Genomic DNA, 21,928 nt, shown 5'->3' with positions numbered 1-21,928 from the left:
ATTAAAATTAAACTAGGGGCTGTGCTTTCTTAAACTTTGAGATAAGTGATCGGTTAATTTGTAAATTTTTCTAAATAGTATTTGACAATTGCAAATGTATGTTCTTATTCATATTTTGATGTATGCAAATTGATCTTAATTGTAATTAAATTGATCTTATTATTGACATTTCCGGCCTTTTATAAAACAGGTAAATTCTCTCAAACCCTTATTAATACAAGAGGTTAACAATTATAAGGTAAAGGGTTCTTATATTAAGTAAGAAGATTCAATCATTTTATACTATGATAAATCTTACCTATTTTTGACGATATAATTACTCTTATCGGGGCTAAATATAGCCATTTAATACATAATTGAAGAACACCAATGATGAATAAAAAAATACATTTTTTATTATTTTCTCTATTTTTATCACTTATCTCTTTTGGGAAAGACCTTCAACCGAAAACATCTGTTGTAGGACTTTTTGATTTGAATGATTCGGGGAGAAAAATTTATAACTTTAATGTGGGCTGGCGATTTCAAAGAGGTAATCCGAAGGGAGCGGAACTCTTAGATTTTGATGACTCTAAATGGGATATCGTTTCTACACCTCACACAGTTCAGTTAATGCCTGCAGAGGCAAGTGGTGGTCGGAACTATCAGGGACCGGCATGGTACAGAAAACATTTCATAGTAGACGGAACCTTAGAGGATAAACTCATAAACGTTTATTTTGAAGCGGCAATGGGCAAAACAACTGTTTACTTAAATGGTACAAAGGTAGAGGAACATTTAGGAGGCTATCTACCTTTTAGCATAGAATTAACTCAATATGGAATAAAAGCAGGTGACAAATGTTTGATTGCAGTATTAACGGATAACTCCGATGACAAGAACTTCCCTCCGGGAAAAAAGCAATCCACTCTCGACTTTACATATCATGGAGGTATCTACAGGGATGTATGGCTGATAGCAACTTCAAAAATTCATATATCCGACCCAAATAAAGAGGATAAGCCTGCCGGTGGTGGCATATTTGTACATTACGATGAAATATCTAAAAAGAAAGCATCTATAGTTATTGATACCGATATCGTGAATAAGTCTGCAAATAATGAAAATATCAAAATAGAAACTCGCCTGTGCGATGCTAACGGGAATCATATAAAAACACTTACATCTAAAATCAATCTGAGAAAAGGAGAATCGAAACAAACACGTCAAACAATAGAAGTAAACTCTCCTCACTTATGGTCACCTGATAGTCCTTATTTATACCATATCGAGTCAAGAATTATCTCATCAAACGGTAAAATATTAGATGGTGGAATTACACGTGCAGGAATTAGAAAAGCAGAATTCAGAGGGAAGGACGGATTTTGGTTAAACGATGAATTATCAGACAAACTGATAGGAGGAAACCGTCATCAGGATTTTGCCTATGTGGGCAATGCTGTTCCTAACTCTCAACATTGGCGGGATGCCAAGAAACTTCGTGATGCCGGCTGTCGTATAGTTCGTGTGGCACATTACCCGCAAGACCCCTCTTTCATGGATGCCTGCGACGAATTGGGCATATTTGTTATTGTTGCAACTCCCGGATGGCAATACTGGAATAAAGACCCTCAATTTGCAGAATTAGTTTACAAAGATATACGTAACATGATACGGAGAGATCGCAATCACCCATCGGTTCTAATGTGGGAACCAATATTAAATGAAACTCGCTTTCCTTTAGATTTCTCGCTTAATGCTCATAAGATCACACACGAAGAATATCCGTATATGGGAGCTTTCTGTGTGGCTGATGCACATTCGGAAGGTGTTGCCGACAATTACGAAGTAGTCTACGGATGGCCTAAAGATGTAGGAAATTACAAGCAATCGATATTCACACGTGAATTTGGTGAAAACGTAGATGACTGGTATGCTCATAATACAAATAACAGAGCATCCCGCAGTTGGGGAGAGAGACCTCAAGTAGTTCAAGCCCTGCAGTTAGCTAAAGCTTACAATGAAATGTACACCGAGAGTAATCAGTTCATAGGAGGTGCATTGTGGCATCCTTTCGATCATCAGAGAGGTTATCATCCCGATCCATATTGGGGAGGACTGATGGACGCATTCCGCCAGCCTAAATACTCCTATTATATGTTCAAGAGTCAGGTAGATGCAAACCTTAAACACCCTCTATCTGAAACAGGTCCTATGATATTTATTGCACATGAAATATCTCCTTTTTCAGATACGGATGTAACCCTATTTACCAATTGCGATGAAGTCAGACTAATTGTTTACGGAAAAGATACTTTGATCCAGAAAGTACAGAAGGCTAAATATGGAATGCCTCATCCTCCTGTTATTTTCAAAGATGTATTTGATTTCAATGCCATGAGGGAATATCCATATGTACAAAAACAATGGCAGAAAGTAACTTTTGTAGCCGAAGGTCTTATAAATGGAAAAGTAGTTTGTTCTACAACTAAAATGCCATCGAGACGCTCTACCAAATTGAGCTTAAGAATAGATAATGAAGGCAGACAATTGTATGCAGATGGATCTGATTTTGTACCCGTTATATGTGAAGTAACAGATGATGAAGGCAATATTCGCAGATTGGCTAAAGAACAAATCCTATTTACAGTAGAAGGAGAAGGAGAAATAATCGGAGGATCGCAAATCGGTGCCAATCCAAGAATTGTAGAATTTGGTTCTGCCCCTGTTTTAGTTCGGTCGACCATAAATCCCGGAAAAATAAAAGTACATGCCCGTGTGTTGTTTGAGGGAGAGCACGCTCCTACTCCGGCTGATATCGAATTCGAAACGATTCTATCAGATCGTACGCTTCTATTCATCGAAAAACCGATAGCCAATAAGAATGCCAGTGAAGCATATCAGCGAAGTTTTGACAGACAGCTGACAGAGGAAGAAAGAAAAAAAGCTTTAGATGAAGTAGAAAGGCAGCAAACCGAATTTGGACAATAAGATATGGCGACTGTAAAAGTAATATTTGTTTCTGCAATTTATGTTACATAACATAATGAAAACAAGTTGCTAAAACGTTTAATCTAATACTTTTGTAAAATCGAGAACTATAAATATCACTACAATGGCACGAGTTTCAATTAAAGATATAGCAATTGCATTAGGTGTTTCTAACGCTACAGTTTCGTTAGTTATTAACGGTAAAGAAAAGGAAGGCAGAGTAGGACACGAAATGGCTGAAAAGATCAGAGCTAAAGCCAAAGAGTTAAACTATGAGCCTAATAATCTCGCACGAAGCTTACGAATTGGTCGCTCAGAAACAATAGGACTTATTGTAGCTGATATATCTAATATATTTTTTGCAACTCTAGCATTTCATATACAGGAATATGCCGAAAAGCTCGGATATACTATTATTATAACCAATACGAATGAAGATACTTCAAAAATGGAAAAAATGATACAAACACTTCAAAGCAGACAGGTGGATGGATTCATTATTGTTCCCACAGAGAATGGAGAGGAATATATATCGAAACTGGTTAAATCGAAGATTCCCGTGGTACTGCTCGACAGGTGTTTTCCGGCTATTGAAACAAGCCATGTAATGATTGACAATTATCAGACATCCTGGTTAGCGACCAAACACCTTATAGCTTTAGGGTGTAAAAAAATAGCATTGCTAACTTATCAGAATAAACTTCATCATATGATCGAACGTAAACGCGGATATGCAGAAGCTGTACAAAAAGCCTCTATTTTTGATCCTGAACTTATTAAGGAAGTTAGCTATGAAAATATTACAGAAGATACAACCAATGCGATCAATGAATTGCTTCAGATTAAAGATCTCGACGGTATCTTTTTCTCCACTGACAGTATTTGCGTGGCAGGAATAAAGTATATGCAACAACTGGATAGGAAGTTATTTAAGAAAATAAATCTGATGAGTTTTGATAAAAATGAAATATTCGATTTCGTAAATTATGATGTACCTTATATGATGCAACCATTGCCCGAAATGGGGAGAAAAGCAATAGATATATTGATGAATCAAATAATTAATAAATCAAATAAGACTGAGAAGATAGAATTGCAAGCAAGTCTGCATACCTGTTTAGTTTGATCAAACTAAACAGATCAAACAACCTAATACCTATACTTGAATAAACACAATATAGATACGATGAAGAACTTATTATTTACTATTTATTTTTTAAGTGTGTTTTTTTGCAGCAATGCTGAAACGATTAACTTGAAATCTTTCGGAGGAAAAACTGACGGAAAAACCTCAAATACCGCGATAATAAAAAAAGCCATCGATAAGCTAACCGCAGATGGAGGAGGTACGTTATATTTTCCTGCAGGAACATACCTTACAGGTCCTATCAAACTCGAAAATAATATTACAATAGATATTGAATCGGGAGCTACAATCCTCTTTTCGGGTGAATACGAAGAATATACACCTTTTGTAGAAATACGCTATGAAGGCGTTGTTATGAAAAGCTTCTGCCCTCTGTTTTATGCTTACGAAAAAGAGAATATCACGATAAAAGGAAGGGGAAAAATCGACGGAAACGGTTCTCATTGGTGGCATGTGGCATGGGCAATGGATGGGATTGAAAAATATGCACCACTATTGAAAAGAGTTGCTCCTTTACAGGAACTTTGGGATAAAGAAAATCCGAATCTAAAGATAGAGGAACAATCGGACTGGAAAAGAACGTTTGATAAAAAGTTCTTTCGCCCACCCTTTATCCAGATGTACAAGAGTAAGAATATATTGATAGAAGGGATCACAATTGTTAATTCTCCTTTCTGGACAATAAATCCTGAGTTTTGTGAGAATGTAACAGTAAAAGGAGTCTCTATTTTTAATCCCTATTCTCCAAATACCGATGGTATCAATCCATCATCATGCAAAGATGTACATATTTCGGATTGTCACATCAGTGTGGGAGACGATTGCATTACATTGAAATCGGGACGTGATCTCCAAGGGCGTGAATATGCTACTCCTTGCGAAAACGTGACAATTACCAACTGTACCATGTTAGCAGGTCACGGAGGTGTAGTTATCGGCAGTGAAATGTCGGGCGATGTACATAAAATAACTATATCAAATTGCATTTTCGATGGAACTGACCGAGGTATCCGTATTAAATCGACCAGAGGGCGAGGTGGAATAGTCGAAGAAATAAGAGTGAGCAATGTGGTGATGAAAAACATTAAAAAAGAAGCCATTACACTGAATCTTTTCTATTCGAATGTCCCTGCCGAACCAATATCTGAGAGAACGCCTATATTCAGAAACATTCACTTCTCAAACATTACAGGATCGGACGTTAATGCAGCCTGTACTATCTGGGGGATCGAAGAAGCTCCCATTTCGAATATAACTTTTACAAACGTGAATATGGATGCTCAAACAGGGTTTGACATTAACAAATCAAAGGATTTGACATTTACTGATGTTCAGGTAAATGCAACTTTGAGTCCCTCATTTACGATTAAGAATTCGGAGAATATATACATGAATAATGTATATACATTACAACCTAATTCTGAGAAAAGTTTAATCTCATTGACAGATGTTAAAGACGTTTTTATTAATAGATGTTTTCCGCTTGCCGGAAGCAAATCGTTCTTAAAAGCAGAGGGAGCAAGTACCAACAATATTATACTGACGGGCAACTATCTTAAAAGATTAAACCAGACTATTGAGAAATCACAGGATCTAAATCCGAATGCAATAATTATAGAATAATGAAAAAGCTTATAATTATATTCTTACTGCAATTGACTTTTGCTTCGTCTTTTTTGTTCGCGCAAACAGCAGACGATTCTTATGCACGCCTCTTGAAAGACGTTCTGGCTGATATTGAGCAACAGTTCAATATCAAAATCAAATATGACGAGAAGATGATAGATGGCAAAATATTGAATTATGCCGACTGGAGAATTAAGCCTTGGAGTGCAGAAGAAAGCCTTTATGCAATATTGGCTCCTTTCGATTATACTTTTGTGATGGATAACGGTAAGTATAAAATAAAATCATTCGAATATGCCAGAACAAATGTAGCTCAAGGAGAAAAATTTCTGAAATACCTCGAATCACAATATAATGATAAATCGAGTTGGGAAAAGCGTAAAGCAGAGCTTGTTCCCTGCTTCAAAGAAGCTTTAAGGCTATCTCCACTACCCGAAAAACCCAATTCGAAAGTAATACTTACTGCGAAAAGAAAATACGATGGATATACAGTTGAAAATTTTGCCATCGAAACCCTACCCGGCATATATGTTTGCGGATCTATTTATAAACCGACAAAAATAAAAGATAAATGTCCCATAATGCTTAATCCGAATGGACATTTCGGACTAGGAAGGTATCGAGAAGACCAACAAAAACGCTGTGCTATGCAAGCACGTATGGGAATTATTTCCGCTTCTTGGGATCTCTTTGCTTGGGGTGAAAGCCTGCTTCAATTTGACGGGACATTACATCGGCTGAGTGCAGCACACTCTATACAAACACTAAATGCTATACGGATATTAGATTATCTGTTAACCCTTAAAGAATCAGACTCGTCTCGTGTTGGAATCACCGGAGGCTCAGGAGGAGGAAGCATGACAATGATGATGTCAGCCATAGATGATCGTATAAACCTTAGTATTCCCGTTGTTATGCTGGCTTCACATTTCAATGGAGGATGTCCGTGCGAAAGCGGTATGCCGACTCATCTGTGTGGAAATCGTACCAACAATGCTGAAGTTGCAGCCATATTTGCACCTAAGCCTCAATTAATAATCTCTGATGGTAAAGATTGGTCAAGCAGTGTTCCTGCATTGGAATATCCATTCATAAAACGCATATACGGATTTTATGGGGCAACTGATAATGTAAAGAATGTACACTTACCTGAGGAAGGTCACGATTATGGCTTCTCTAAAAGGATGGCAGCATATGACTTTATAGCCGAAAGATTTAGATTAAATGCTGATATACTTAAAGGCAAAGACGGTCAATATGATGAAAGCACAATCACCATTGAAAAAGAATGGCAAATGTATGCTTTTGGCAAAAGCGGAAAGAATCTTCCCGCAAACGCCATAAAAGGAAAGGAAGCCTTGATGATAGTATTGAAAAAAGCAGGCATACAAAAGTAAACCTTACTCAAAATACAATACCCATGAAAAAACTCGTATATCTTTTAATTCTCTTCAGCTTTTCATCGCAATGGATGATGGCAAAGGATAGCGACCATTTGCGCTTATGGTATAATAAACCTGCCGCCGATTGGAACGAAGCACTACCATTAGGTAACGGACGTTTAGGTGCGATGGTATTTGGTGTTCCCTCTGTTGAACATTTACAGCTGAATGAAGAAACCATTTGGGCAGGCTCGCCCAATAATAATGCACACGAAGTCGCTCCCGAAGTTTTACAAGAAGTTCGCAAGCTTATTTTCGAAAAAAAGTATGTTGAAGCACAGCAATTAGCCAATGAAAAACTGATGTCGAAAAAGAATCACGGAATGCCCTATCAAACGATGGGTGATCTGTTTATTTCTTTTCCGGGACATGAGAGATATACGAACTTTTACAGAGATTTAGATATATCCGACGCTACGGCAACAGTCAGCTATAAAGTGAATGGTGTAACCTTTAAGCGTGAAATTCTTACCTCGTTTACCGATCAGGTGATTATGATTCGATTAACAGCCGATAAGCCTGCCAGTATCTCTTGTAATGCCTTTTTGACAACTCCACAGGAAAAAGTCGAATATACTACCGATAACAATCAGATTATATTATCGGCTCTTACTCAGACCCACGAAAAACAAAGCGGAAAAGTACAATTAGAAACAAGAGTTAAACCCAAAATCATTGGAGGGAGTTATCAAATAAAAGATAATATAATCAGCGTAGAAAATGCGGATGAAGCGATCATCTACATTGCTATTGCTACAAACTTTATCAATTACAAAGATATATCAGGGGATAAGACATTGAAATGCAAGCAATATATTGACGATGCAATCCGAAAAGATTACTCTTTAGCAAAACAAAACCATACTAATTTTTACCGTCAGTATATGGATCGTGTTTCCTTGAATTTAGGTACAACCGATGCAGTTTTAAAACCGACTGATGTAAGAATCAAAGAATTTGCACAGACATTTGATCCTCAATTGGCTGCTTTGTATTTTCAATTCGGACGTTATTTGTTGATTTCATCTTCGCAACCCAATACTCAACCTGCTAATTTACAAGGAATATGGAATGACAGACTCCTGCCCTCTTGGGACAGTAAATATACTTGTAATATAAACTTAGAGATGAATTATTGGCCTGCCGAATCGACCAACCTAAGCGAGATGCACGACCCTATGTTGCAATTAGTAAAAGAGGTTGCCGAAACAGGTGAAACAACTGCTAAAATGATGTACCATACCCGTGGATGGGTACTACACCACAATACGGATATATGGAGAACCACAGCACCAGTGGATCAGGCAACATCGGGAATGTGGCCGACAGGAGGTGCATGGGTAAGCCAACATTTATGGTATCGCTACTTATACACAGGTGATAAAAAATACCTGCAAGACGTTTATCAGGTAATGAAAGGTGCTGCACTATTCTTTGTTGATTTTCTGATTGAAGAACCCGATCATAGCTGGTTGGTTGTATCTCCTTCCAATTCTCCCGAAAATGTTCATGCAGGCAGTAATCTAAAAGCTACCATAGCAGCAGGAACGACAATGGATAATCAATTGGTTTTCGACCTGTTTTCGAATGTTATAGATGCTGCTAATATATTAGGCTTAGACAAAGCATTCGCAGACACATTGCGAATGAAAAGGGCGAAATTACCCCCTATGCAGATCGGACAACATGGTCAGTTACAAGAATGGATCTATGACTGGGATTCACCCGAAGACAAGCACCGCCATGTATCTCATTTATATGGATTATACCCAAGTAATCAAATATCTCCACTTTACACATCCGAATTGAGTGAGGCCGCAAAGAATACTTTAATTCAACGAGGTGATCCATCTACAGGATGGTCAATGGGATGGAAAGTATGCCTATGGGCACGTCTTTTAGATGGAGATCACGCTTATAAATTACTGACCGAGCAATTGAGCCTAGTAACCAACGAAAAGAAAAAAGGAGGTACTTACAGCAATATGTTTGATGCTCACCCACCCTTTCAAATCGATGGAAACTTTGGCTGTACTGCAGGAATCGCTGAAATGCTTGTACAAAGTCATAACGGATTTATCTACATATTACCTGCTTTACCCAGTGTCTGGAAAACAGGAAGCATCAAAGGACTTGTTGCACGTGGAGGATTTGTAGTAGATATTGACTGGAAAGATGGAAAGGTTGAGTCTCTGAAAATAGTATCTAAAAATGGAGGAAATTGTCGCTTAAAAATCGATTCACCTTTACAAGGAAACGGACTGAAACTAGCTAAAGGAACAAATCCAAATCCACTTTATTCAACACCCGAAGTAAAGCGACCTGTAATTTCAGAGAAAGCAGAATTAGTTTTTGATTTATCCGATAAAATGCCATATACATACGATCTCAAAACCGAACAGGGAAAAACATATACGTTCAAAAGTAAATAATAGTAACAATTGAATGCAACCTTATTGAATTAATTAATAGGTCTGTGACCTTAAAGATAAGAAACATGAATAAGCACAAAGTAATACTTATAGCAGCCTTCGCATTTTTAGGACTGGGTTCTATCCATGCACAAGAGAAGAAAAGTAAGATTGATATACCTTGGGAAAACGGGAAGCTGAAAATCAGCGACAATAAACGTTTCCTTGAACATGAAAATGGAAAACCATTTTTTTGGTTGGGAGAAACAGCTTGGTTATTACCTTCTCGTTCTAATCGGGATGAAGTGGATTTCTTTATGAATGAAACTCAAAAGAATGGCTATAATGTTGTTCAAATATCGACCTTACATACCGTTCCTGCTATGAATGTTTATGGAGATTGGGCTTTAACTGATGGCTTTAACTTTGATAATATAGATAAAAAAGGAGAGTATAACTATTGGCAACATGTTGATTATATTGTAGAAAGAGCCAAAGCTAAAGGCATGTATATAGGCATTGTTTGCGTATGGGGAAGTGTGGTTCAGCAAAAACAACTATCGGCAGAAAATGCTAAGAAATACGGAAAATTCTTAGCTGAGCGATATAAGAAATATCCCAATATAGTATGGCTTATCGGAGGAGATATTCGTGGAGATGTTCAACCCGAAGTATGGCAGGCACTTGCTACAACAATAAGAGCTATTGATCCTGATCATTTAATGACTTTTCACCCTCGTGGACGTACTATATCTACCACATGGTTCAATAACGAACCGTGGCTCGATTTCAACATGTTCCAATCAGGACATCGCCGCTATGGGCAACGCTTTGGTGATGGAGATTATCCTATAGAAGAAAATACAGAAGAAGATAACTGGCGTTTTGTAGAACGAAGCTTAGCCGAAAAACCGTTAAAACCGGTACTCGACGGAGAGCCTTCTTATGAAGATATTCCTCACGGCTTACACGATTTCGATGAGCGTTACTGGCAAGCCGAAGATGTACGCCGATACGCTTATTGGTCGGTATTTGCAGGATCATTCGGTCATACATACGGACATAATTCTACAATGCAAATGCTTCGTCCCGGTTATCTGGCTTCGTTCGGAGCAAAGAAGCCTTGGTGGGAAGCACTTCACGATCCGGGATGTCAGCAAATGAAATACTTGAAAAAACTGGTTCTGGCATTTCCTTTCTTCGATCGTATTTCTGATCAATCGGTAATAACCAATGCGAATGGAACACAATATGAGCGGGTAATTGCCACACGAGGCAACGATTATATTCTAGCATACAACTATACCAATAGATTAACCGAAATTGACCTGACTAAAATAGCAGGAGTTAAGAAAAAAGCATGGTGGTTTAGTCCAAAAAATGGCAAAGTTGAATTCATTGGAGAATTTGACAACAAGAAACACACATTCATTAATGACTCAGGTTACCGTGCAGGAAACGATTGGGTACTTATCATAACGGATGCTTCGAAAATTTATGTGCAGGATAACTTAATGGACAATAAGAATTGATATGAAAAGAATAATATTACTCCTGTTATCAGCACTCTGTGTATCGGGTGCATTTAGTATCGAAGTAGACAGGCTTAGATGCGAGATGCTTACCAATCCCGAAGGTATCGCCACTTCTCACCCCCGATTGAGTTGGATAATTCTTTCCAAGGAACGAAATATCAGCCAAACTTCATATCAAATCCTGATGGCTTCTTCTGCTGATAAATTGGCAAAAAACGAATCTGATATTTGGGATTCGGGAAAAGTACAAGACAGCCAATCCATTTTCGTAAACTATGGAGGCGCTCCTTTAAAAAGCCGTACCGATGTCTATTGGAAAGTGAGAGTTTCTACCAACAAAGGCGAATCGGAATGGAGCAAACCTGCAAAATTCAGTATCGGATTATTAGCGGATAAAGACTGGTCTGCTCAATGGATCGGACTTGATAAAGTATTCCCCTGGGATAGTGAAACTCAGTGGTCAAGACTCTCAGCCCGTTACTTGAGAAAAGAATTCAATAATAGTAAAAGCATTAAGTCGGTTAAAACATACATCTCTGGATTAGGAGTATACGAGCTTTATATCAATGGAATTAAAATAGGCGATCAGGTATTAGCACCTGTGGCTACCGATTATACTAAGACTGTTCTTTATAATACGTTCGATGTCACTAAAGAAATCAAAAATGGCAGAAATGCAATCGGGGTAGTTTTAGGAAACGGACGTTTTTACAATATGCGTCAGAATTTCAAACCGCATAAGATTAAGACATTCGGCTATCCTAAATTAATTTGCCAACTAGAAATAGAGTATACAGACGGCACAAAAGAAATAGTAGTAAGTGATAGTTCATGGAAAATTACAACCGATGGCCCTATCCGTTCGAATAATGATTTTGACGGCGAAGAATACGATGCTACAAAAGAATTAGGCAAATGGAATCAAATCGGATTCAATGATAAAAAATGGCAAAAAGTTGAATTGGTAAAAGCTCCCGAAGGAAAACTTTCGGCTCAAATGAGCGAAAATATGAAGGTTCATGAATCACTTAAACCTGTTTCGATTACCCATCTGAAAGCAGATACTTTTATTGTAGACATGGGTCAGAATATGGTAGGTTGGGTAAAGTTATTGAATCTAAAAGGAAAAAAAGGCAATAAAATTTCACTACGATTTGCTGAAACTTTAACTGCTGACAGACATTTAAATACAGCTAATTTAAGAAGTGCCAAGCAAAATGACATTTATACCATGAGAGGTGATCTATCAGAGTCGTGGGAACCATCTTTTGTAACTCATGGATTCCGCTATATGGAAATCTCAGGGTATTCAGAAACTCCTGTTATCGGAAACTTCTTAGGACAAGTCGTTTATGATGACATGGAGACTACAGGTCATTTCGAATCATCTAATGATATACTGAACAGGATCTATAAAAATGCCTATTGGGGTATTCGGGGAAATTACAAAGGTATACCTCTTGATTGTCCTCAAAGAGATGAGAGGCAGCCTTGGTTAGGAGACCGTACAACAGGCTCTTTAGGTGAAAGTTACATTTTTGGTAACGAAAAACTGTATACTAAATGGCTCAAAGACATACAAGATTCTCAACTCAATAATAGTCAATTATCGGATATTGCCCCACCCTTTTATCAAACTTATTACAGCGATAATATGACATGGCCGGGAACATATATGTTTATAGCCAATATGTTGTACAATCAATTTGGAAACTCTCAACCTATTGTGGAACATTATCCGTATATGAAAAAATGGCTCTCATATATGACTGACAAATATATGACGGTTGATTATATCATGACAAAAGATAAATATGGAGATTGGTGTGTGCCTCCTGAAAGTAAAGAAATAATTAAGTCGCAAGACCCTGCCCGAATAACAGATGGTCAGCTTATTGCCACTGCTTATTTCTATAAGATATTGTTATTCATGCAGAAATTTGCAAAAATAAGTAATAACAATGCGGATATTCAAGCTTATGCTGATCTGGCTGAGAATGTAAGAAGGGCATTCAATACTAAATTTTACAATAAAGAAGCAGGGCAGTATGGCAACTATACTGTTACTGCTAATCTGCTGCCATTGGCATTTAATATGGTAGATAAACAGAACGAAGATATTGTATTCCAGAATATGCTGGATAAAATTGTCAGAACAGATAAACTACATATCAGTACCGGGGTAATTGGTACACAATGGCTCATGCGTGAATTGACCAGAAGAGGTTGTGCGGATGTTGCTTACACCATTGCTTCACAAAAAAACTACCCTAGTTGGGGGTATATGGCTGAACAGGGAGCCACCACCATTTGGGAACTTTGGAATGGTGATACAGCCAGCCCTAAAATGAATTCACATAATCATGTGATGTTATTAGGTGATCTTATTACATGGATGTATCAGGATGTGGCAGGTATCAAACCCCACCCAAACTATCCAGGATTTAAAAATCTTTGGATGATGCCAAATCCTACTGAAGATCTAACCTATGCAAAAGCTTCTCATCAGACACCATACGGATTAGCTAAAAGTGAATGGAACTTAGATAAAGGCATTTTTACATGGAAAATTACGATTCCGGCAAATACCCGTGCCAATATTCTGTTACCTGCTGCTTCGGGAGATGATATTACAGAAAACGGTCAATCAATAACTAAGGTAGAAGGGCTTAAATATGTAAGAGAAGAGAATGGCAGAATCAATCTCGAAATAGGATCGGGAGAATATGTTTTCACCTGTAAATACGGACAATCGTTCAACCGTTGGAGAGAAGGAATCGTAGTCGATCAATTTATAAATAAGACTGCCCCCTATCCCGAAAGTCATGCAGCTACTATTGCCGAAACCAAAGAAGGACAATTAATAGCTTCTTGGTTTGGCGGTACTAAAGAACGAAATCCTGATGTCTGCATATGGACAAGTCATTTAGTTAAAGGTCAATGGACAAAGCCTCAAAATGTTGCTAACGGTATTGTAAATGATACCTTGAGGTATGCGTGTTGGAATCCTGTATTGTTTCAAGTTCCCAACGGAGAATTACAATTATACTACAAAGTAGGACCAAATGTTGGAGGATGGGTCGGTAAACTGATAACTTCTCAGGATGGTGGTAAAACTTGGTCAAGACCAATTGATTTACCTGATGGATTTTTAGGTCCCGTAAAAAATAAACCTGTCTTATTAAAAAATGGAACGCTTCTTTCTCCATCCAGTACCGAAGGCGGAGCATGGCAAACTCACTTCGAAGCCAGTAAAGATTTTGGAAAGACTTGGTATAAAATAGGTCCTATCAATGAAGGTGTAGAGCTACATACTATACAGCCATCTATCTTAATTCATAAAGATGGAAAGCTGCAAATACTTTGTCGTACCAAAGAACGTGCTATTGCCGAATCATGGTCGTCCGACAATGGAAAGACATGGAGTCCTATGACTAAAACGATGCTACCCAATAATAATTCGGGGACAGACGCAGTAACCCTGCAAGATGGTCGTCAATTATTAGTCTATAACCATGTATTACCTCATGATACTTTAAAGAATGGAAAAGGTGCCCGTACTCCATTGAATGTAGCTATATCGGAAGATGGTAAAACATGGTATGCCACCTCTATATTAGAGGACTCACCTATCAGTCAGTATTCTTATCCGTCTGTTATTCAGAGTAAAGATGGCATGGTGCATATTGTATATACATGGAGACGAAAAGCCATTAAGCATATTCAGATTGATCCTAACAAACTAGTATTATCTAAAATTGAGAATATGAAATGGCCTTCAACAACAGAAACATCCGAAATTCAAGTTGTAAACAACAATAGATATAAGGTTTCGGTTTGTGACTGGATGATGCTAAAACGTCAGAAAGTAGGCGCTATGCAATTAGCTCAGGAAGTAGGTGCTGATGGTTTAGAATTGGATATGGGCAGCTTAGGTAAACGTGTATCTTTTGATAATAAGTTTACTGAAAAACAATTTCAGGAATTATTTATTTCCGAGTGCAACAGAGTCGGTATACAATTGAGTTCTATAGCTATGTCCGGATTTTATGGACAATCGTTCGCCAATAGAGATAATTACGAACAATTGATTGACGAATGTATTGCAACCATGCAGGCATTAGGTGTGAAAGTAGCTTTCCTGCCACTTGGAAATCAAAGCGATTTAGCTAAAAACCCCGAACTATATCCCATCATTTTGGAACGTATGAAAGTGGTTGCCAAGAAAGCCGAAAAAGCAGGAGTTGTTATTGGTATAGAAACATCTCTGGATGCTAAAAGAGAAGCAAAACTGATTGATGAAATAGGCTCTCCGGCTGTAAGAAGCTATGTCAATTTTTCAAGTATTCTGAAACGTAATGGAGATATTATCAAAGAACTTAAAACTTTGGAAAAAGACCGTATCATTCAAATACATGCAAGTAATACGGACGGGCATTGGCTCGAAAATGATCCTGCAATTAATATGCCCGAAGTAAAGAAAACCCTTGACAAAATGGGTTGGAGCGGATGGCTTGTTATCGAACGTTCTCGTGATACAACAGATGTTCATAATGTGAAGAAAAATTTTGGAGCAAATGCCAATTATTTGAAATCAGTTTTTCAGCAGAAATAAGAACCCTCTATATTATGATTAAACATATCAGTTTTTTAGTTTTCATTTTTGCTTCATTCCACTCTTTCGGAGCCGATATCTATGTCAGCCCCAACGGAAAAGATAGTAATGATGGAACTAAGTCTATGCCTAAAGCAACCTTACACAATGCTTTAAGGGAAGCTCGCAATATGCGTCGATTGGGTAAGATCAAGAAAAATGAATCTCTCTATATTTGGATGTCAGGAGGTACTTATTCTCTTTATGAACCTGTTTTTATTCGTCCCGAAGATTCGGGTACAGAAGAAAGCCCTACCATTATACAGACTATGGATGGCGAAGAGCCCATATTAAGCGGAGGAATCAACATAACCGATTGGAAAAAAGAAGGCAAATATTGGACTGCTACTGTTCCGTCATTCAATGGAAACCCTCTCCTATTCAGACAACTTTGGATTAATGGAAAAAAAGCTACAAGGGCATGTAATGTTTCGGATTTTGAAAAAATGGATAGAATCCGCAGTAATGACAAAGTAAACGAGATTCTTTGGGTTCCTGCTTCTGCCGTGAAAAATGTAATGAAGTCTGAAAACCTAGAATTGGTTATTCATCAAATGTGGGCAATTGCAAATCTACGTGTTAAATCAATCATGATACAAGGAGATTCAGCAGGGATAAAGTTTCATAATCCCGAAGCCAGAATTCAATTCGAACATCCTTGGCCACAACCGATGATAAAGGAAGGATTCAATTCGGCTTTTTATCTCACCAACGCCATAGAATTGCTGGATGAACCGGGAGAATGGTATCACGACAGAGCTAAAAATAAAATATATTATATGGCTCGCATAGGAGAAGATATGACCACCACAGAAGCTATAGTTCCTGCGGTAGAAACTCTCATTAATATCTGTGGAACACTTGACAACCCTGTTCAACACATTTATATGAAAGGGCTCTCTTTAAAAAACACAACTTGGACAAGACCATCCGAAAAAGGGCATGTTCCGTTACAAGCAGGTATGTATCTGATTGATGCCTATAAATTACGTCCTCCGGGAGTTCCAGGAAATTTCAATAAGGGAATCGAAAATCAGGGGTGGATAGGTCGTCCTCCTGCCGCACTTCAACTAAAAAATACAAATTATATCGGAATAGAAAACTGCCGGTTCGAACAGCTTGGTTCTTGCGGAGTAGATATTCTTCCAGGTTCTAAATATTCTACAATCGAAGGTTGCCTATTCAGGGATATAGCCGGAAACGGGATACAGATAGGTGAATTTGCAGAAGAAGCTTTTGAAACCCATTTACCTTACGATCCCAAAGATGAAAGACTACTATGTTCTCATCAACGCATTGCTAATAATCTGATTACTGATGTTACCAACGAAGACTGGGGATGTTTAGGGATAGCAGCCGGATTTGTGCGGGATATCACCATCGAACACAACGAAATCAGTGAGGTTTCGTATTCGGGGATAAATCTCGGATGGGGATGGACAAAAACTGTTAATAGCATGAGAAACAACCTTATTCATGCCAATTATATCCATCATTACGGAAAACACATGTATGATGTTGCAGGTATTTACACCTTGTCGGTACAATCGAAATCGACTATCAGCGAGAATGTTGTAGATAGCATTTATGTACCCTCTTATGTGCATGATCCCGATCATTGGTTCTATTTATATACAGATGAAGGCTCGTCTTTTATTACTGTAAAAGATAACTGGACGCCTTCGGAAAAGTTTTTGCAAAATGCTAATGGTCCCGGTAATACATGGGAAAACAACGGACCAATGGTTGCAGACTCCATTAAACATAAGGCCGGATTAGAAAATAAATACAAACATTTATTAAACTGGTAAATCTATGAGACACATATTATTTCTTTTTATAATTATTTTTTCTGCACAATCAATAAATGCCCAACAAAAAGCGACATGGATTTATTATCCGGGAGATTTCGAAATATGGTTGGGCAACGAAATGCAAAACAGAAGAACCGAAAGAGGAACTTTCTTTCCTCCATTCTGGAAAATGGACAGCCATTATGTATTAGTTGAATTCTCCAAGAAGTTAGACTTAGCTCAACCTGAAGAGGTACAAATTTATGCAGAAGGTCGCTACAATGTAAAACTGGACGGAAAAATGATTTCGGGCTACCCTACTGTTGTCAAAATTCCCGCAGGGAAACACAGCTTAAATATAAAAGTACATAATCAGGCGAATGTTCCTGCTATCTATGTAAAAGGAAAAACCGTACAATCGGACAATACATGGCAAGTCACTTTCGAAGACAAAGAGTGGATTGACGAATCGGGCAAAGCTTCGGATACTTCTTCGGGAACAATGTATCTGAACGCTTCTTCTTGGAATTTCGATTCTCCAGAAAATACACCCTCAAAATTCAAATTAACAACCGAGCCTATGTCAGCTGTAAAATCGGAGCAAAAAGGAAACGGTACACTCATCGACTTCGGGAAAGAAACTTTCGGTTTTGTAAAGTTCCACAATCTGAAAGGAAAAGGAACTCTGAATATTTACTATGGCGAATCGCCCGAAGAAGCACTATCGACAGCCTCTTGTGAAACATTGGACCGTTTACCGATTGACAATAGTAATGCGAAAGACTTGACTATTGAAGATTCTAAAGCGTTCCGTTACGTCTATATTGAAAAAGATAACAGTCTCTCCTATGATTCGGTATCTATGTTATACGAATATCTGCCTTTAGATTACAGAGGTAGTTTCAGATGCAACGATGCTTTATTGAATCAGATATGGGATATTTCAGCCTATACGATGCACCTTACTTCCCGTGAGTTTTTCATTGATGGAATCAAACGTGACAGATGGGTATGGTCGGGCGATGCTTACCAAAGCTACTTGATGAATTATTATTTGTTTTTCGACTCGCCTTCTGTTACCAGAACCATGCTTAATCTAAGGGGTAAAGATCCGGTAACAAGTCATATAAATACCATTATGGATTATACTTTCTATTGGTTTATGGGCGTGTACGACTATTATCAATATACAGGAGATAAGACTTTTATCGAACAGTTTTATCCCCGTATGCAAAGCTTGATGCAATATTGCCTGTCACGCACCAATTCGAACGGAATGATGGAAGGTATTTCGGGCGATTGGGTATTTCTCGATTGGGCAGATTTCAAAATGAGTAAAACGGGAGAAGTAAGTTTCGAACAATTACTATTCTGCCGAAGCCTCGAGACTATGGCTCTCTGTGCTAAACTAGTAGACAATACGGAAGACAGCAATAAATACACATCACTGGCTAACGATCTAAAATCAAAACTATTTACCGCATTCTGGTCTGGAAAAGAAAACGCATTTATACATAATCGGGAGAACGGTGTTCAAAGTGAGCAGGTAACACCTTATACCAATATGTTTGCCGTTCTGTTCGGCTATTTAGATCAAGACAAAACAAATGCGGTGAAAAACAATGTATTATTGAATCCCGATGCACTGAAAATCACCACTCCTTACATGCGTTTTTATGAATTAGAGGCATTGTGTTTACTTGGAGAACAAAAGCATATGCTAAAAGAAATTCGTAATTATTGGGGCGGAATGCTCAATGAAGGAGCTACTTCATTCTGGGAAAAATACAATCCAAATGAAAAAGGAGCGGAACATTTTGCTATGTATGGTCGTCCGTTTGGCAAAAGCCTATGTCATGCGTGGGGAGCAAGCCCGATATACTTATTCGGAAAATACTATTTAGGAGTAAAACCTGCCTCTCCCGGATACGAAACATATGCTATTGAACCAAATCTGGCCGATCTGAAATGGATCGAAGGAAAAGTACCTACCCAAAACGGAGATATTTATGTCTATTGCGATACTAAACAGATTAAAGTAAAATCGGATACAGGAACAGGAATATTAACTGTCAAAAGTAAATCGAAGCCGACCTGTAAAAATACCTCTATAAATTCGAAAGGCGGCAATACTTACGAAGTAGAAATACTTAAAGGAAAAGAATACACCATAACCTATAAAGCACTGTAAGAGAATGAGAAAATTAAGCTATATATTTTTATCCGCACTATTTTTGAGTGGTACTTTCACCTTAGTCGCTCAAAATAAAAGTCTGGTAAATACCTCTCAAAGCCCGTATGCAAAACTTTCAGGCGTAGGTATGAGCGATGTTAAGTGGACAAACGGATTTTGGGCAGATCGCTTTGAAATCTGCAAACAATCGATGTCGCCCGAATTGATGAAAACATATATGGATGAAAGTATCAGCCATTCATTTAAAAATTTCGAAATTGCAGCCCGATTAGATACCGGATCGCACGTGGGTCCTCCATTCCACGATGGCGATTTCTACAAAGCATTCGAAAGCTTGGTAAGTTTATATGCTACCACAGGAGATAAAAACCTGATGGCATTGATGGACAGGATTATCCCTGTTATTGCTAAATCGCAACGTGAAGACGGATATATCCATACACCCGTTATGATCGAAGAACGTAAAAACGGTCAAAAAGCAAAAGCTTTCGATGACCGATTAAACTTCGAGACTTACAACATGGGACACCTAATGACTATGGCCTGCCTCCACTATCGGGTTACAGGAAAGCGCAGCTTATTGGATGTAGCTGTCAAAGCAACCGATTATCTCTATAATTTCTATAAAACGGCATCGCCTGAATTGGCTCGCAATGCAATTTGCCCTTCACATTATATGGGTGTGGTAGAAATGTACCGCACTACTCGTGATCCAAAATACCTGGAATTATCGAAGAGCCTTATTGATATCAGAGGATTGATGGAAAACGGTACAGACGACAATCAGGATCGAATTCCGTTCCGTCAACAAACCAAAGCGATTGGGCACGCCGTGCGTGCAAACTATCTGTATGCAGGCGTAGCAGACGTATATGCAGAGACGGGAGACACATCATTACTTCGTCCTTTGAATTTGATCTGGGACAATATGGTGAATACCAAAATGTACATCACGGGAGCTTGCGGTGCTCTTTACGATGGAGTATCTCCCAACGGAACATCTTATGAGCCTTCTGTTGTACAAAAAACACACCAATCATACGGTAGAGACTATCAACTACCTAATATGACGGCACATAACGAAACGTGTGCTAATATTGGTAATCTACTGTGGAACTGGCGAATGCTTCAACTCACAGGGGAAGCTAAATATGCGGATATTGTGGAGCTGACTCTTTATAATAGTATTTTATCGGGCGTGAGTCTCAATGGCCTTGACTTTTGCTATACAAATCCATTGGCAGTTTCCGATAAATTTCCGTATACCATGCGCTGGGCAGGTGGTAGGATTCCTTACATAGCCTTATCTAATTGCTGCCCTCCAAATACGGTGAGAACTATATCCGAAGTACAAAATTATGTCTATAATCTTTCGGAAGACGGATTATATGTAAACCTTTATGGAGGAAGCCAATTAAAAACCAATCTAAAAAACGGCGAAAACATCCAAGTGACTCAAACTACTGATTATCCTTGGGATGGGGAAGTTTTATTAACCATTGATAAAGCTCCAAAGAAATCATTTATACTTTCGATGCGTATTCCCGGATGGTGTAAAGGAGCAACAATATCTGTCAATGGGCAGAAACAAGAAGCTAATATTACATCGGGTTCTTACGCTGAAATAAACAGAAACTGGAAAGACGGTGACAAAGTAGAATTAAACTTACCTATGGAAGCCAAACTCATAGAAACAAACCCATTGGTGGAAGAAACACGCAATCAGATTGCTGTTAAAAGAGGCCCTGTTGTATATTGTCTGGAAAGTAGCGACTTATCGAAACAAGATATATTTCAAGTGGTTATTCCTTCTGATATTAAGCTTGCTCCTATTCAAATGAATATAGATAATAGTAAGTTCATGGCTTTAGAAGGACGAGCGTATATCGAAGATAATAATTGGAGCAACACACTGTATCGTGAAGTTTCTCCCATAGAAAAGCTCAATTCGATAAAACTGATTCCCTATTATGCGTGGGGAAACAGAGGAAAATCGGATATGACTGTCTGGATGAATTTAAAAAGATAAGGTCTCAGACCTTTTTATTGCTTTGGTTAGTAAAACACTTATAGCTAGTTATAACTTTTAACTTTTATATTAAATATCGCATTAGCTCAAATAATAACTGGGTGCGCCCCCTACCCTAAATTTATAA

10 protein-coding genes and 1 pseudogene are annotated in these 21,928 nt (G+C 38.1%); all 11 read left to right on the top strand.

The annotated features are described in order from the left end of the window. Positions 1 to 372 precede the first annotated feature (372 nt). The 11 genes and pseudogenes from G7051_RS15585 to G7051_RS15535 all read left to right on the top strand — a co-directional run bounded on the left by G7051_RS15585 (position 373) and on the right by G7051_RS15535 (position 21,801). Positions 373 to 2,970 (top strand): glycoside hydrolase family 2 TIM barrel-domain containing protein, encoded by a 2,598-nt coding sequence (locus G7051_RS15585; RefSeq protein ID WP_166202852.1) that lies wholly within the window; start codon positions 373 to 375, stop codon positions 2,968 to 2,970. Between the two features lie 124 nt (positions 2,971 to 3,094). Then, positions 3,095 to 4,096, top strand: coding sequence for a LacI family DNA-binding transcriptional regulator (locus G7051_RS15580; RefSeq protein ID WP_166201708.1), 1,002 nt, complete (start codon positions 3,095 to 3,097; stop codon positions 4,094 to 4,096). 60 nt (positions 4,097 to 4,156) lie between these two features. Then, positions 4,157 to 5,740 (top strand): glycoside hydrolase family 28 protein, encoded by a 1,584-nt coding sequence (locus tag G7051_RS15575; protein ID WP_166201705.1) that lies wholly within the window; start codon positions 4,157 to 4,159, stop codon positions 5,738 to 5,740. Continuing rightward, positions 5,740 to 7,140, top strand: a complete 1,401-nt coding sequence (locus tag G7051_RS15570) for an acetylxylan esterase (RefSeq protein WP_166201703.1) — start codon at positions 5,740 to 5,742, stop codon at positions 7,138 to 7,140. Before G7051_RS15575 ends, G7051_RS15570 begins: the two co-directional genes overlap by 1 nt. A gap of 74 nt (positions 7,141 to 7,214) precedes the next feature. After that, positions 7,215 to 9,617 (top strand): glycoside hydrolase N-terminal domain-containing protein, encoded by a 2,403-nt coding sequence (locus tag G7051_RS15565; protein WP_255493390.1) that lies wholly within the window; start codon positions 7,215 to 7,217, stop codon positions 9,615 to 9,617. A 65-nt stretch (positions 9,618 to 9,682) separates the two neighbouring features. Further along, on the top strand, positions 9,683 to 11,128 hold the full coding sequence (locus G7051_RS15560; RefSeq protein ID WP_166201699.1) for a glycoside hydrolase family 140 protein: 1,446 nt from the start codon (positions 9,683 to 9,685) through the stop codon (positions 11,126 to 11,128). 1 nt (position 11,129) lies between these two features. Continuing rightward, positions 11,130 to 14,876, top strand: a pseudogene (locus tag G7051_RS15555) (family 78 glycoside hydrolase catalytic domain); the annotation flags it as partial. Between the two features lie 21 nt (positions 14,877 to 14,897). Next, positions 14,898 to 15,746, top strand: a complete 849-nt coding sequence (locus G7051_RS18345) for a sugar phosphate isomerase/epimerase family protein (RefSeq protein WP_166202849.1) — start codon at positions 14,898 to 14,900, stop codon at positions 15,744 to 15,746. A 14-nt stretch (positions 15,747 to 15,760) separates the two neighbouring features. Then, positions 15,761 to 17,596 (top strand): right-handed parallel beta-helix repeat-containing protein, encoded by a 1,836-nt coding sequence (locus G7051_RS15545; RefSeq protein ID WP_166201697.1) that lies wholly within the window; start codon positions 15,761 to 15,763, stop codon positions 17,594 to 17,596. Between the two features lie 4 nt (positions 17,597 to 17,600). Then, complete coding sequence (locus G7051_RS15540) at positions 17,601 to 19,769, top strand: GH116 family glycosyl hydrolase (protein WP_166201695.1); 2,169 nt, start codon at positions 17,601 to 17,603, stop codon at positions 19,767 to 19,769. Positions 19,770 to 19,773: 4 nt separating this feature from the next. Continuing rightward, entirely contained in the window at positions 19,774 to 21,801 is a 2,028-nt protein-coding gene (locus tag G7051_RS15535; protein WP_166201693.1) for a glycoside hydrolase family 127 protein, read from the top strand. Positions 21,802 to 21,928: the final 127 nt, after the last annotated feature.

It is taken from the genome of Dysgonomonas sp. HDW5B (genome assembly GCF_011299335.1).
In the GTDB taxonomy this organism is placed as follows: Bacteria; Bacteroidota; Bacteroidia; order Bacteroidales; family Dysgonomonadaceae; genus Dysgonomonas_A.
This window is presented reverse-complemented; position numbering and strand designations above follow the sequence as displayed.

Coding starts and splice junctions, on each gene's coding strand:
- G7051_RS15585 (WP_166202852.1), top strand. CDS start 373: ATGAATAAAAAAATACATTTTTTATTATTTTCTCTATTTTTATCACTT.
- G7051_RS15580 (WP_166201708.1), top strand. CDS start 3,095: ATGGCACGAGTTTCAATTAAAGATATAGCAATTGCATTAGGTGTTTCT.
- G7051_RS15575 (WP_166201705.1), top strand. CDS start 4,157: ATGAAGAACTTATTATTTACTATTTATTTTTTAAGTGTGTTTTTTTGC.
- G7051_RS15570 (WP_166201703.1), top strand. CDS start 5,740: ATGAAAAAGCTTATAATTATATTCTTACTGCAATTGACTTTTGCTTCG.
- G7051_RS15565 (WP_255493390.1), top strand. CDS start 7,215: ATGATGGCAAAGGATAGCGACCATTTGCGCTTATGGTATAATAAACCT.
- G7051_RS15560 (WP_166201699.1), top strand. CDS start 9,683: ATGAATAAGCACAAAGTAATACTTATAGCAGCCTTCGCATTTTTAGGA.
- G7051_RS18345 (WP_166202849.1), top strand. CDS start 14,898: ATGAAATGGCCTTCAACAACAGAAACATCCGAAATTCAAGTTGTAAAC.
- G7051_RS15545 (WP_166201697.1), top strand. CDS start 15,761: ATGATTAAACATATCAGTTTTTTAGTTTTCATTTTTGCTTCATTCCAC.
- G7051_RS15540 (WP_166201695.1), top strand. CDS start 17,601: ATGAGACACATATTATTTCTTTTTATAATTATTTTTTCTGCACAATCA.
- G7051_RS15535 (WP_166201693.1), top strand. CDS start 19,774: ATGAGAAAATTAAGCTATATATTTTTATCCGCACTATTTTTGAGTGGT.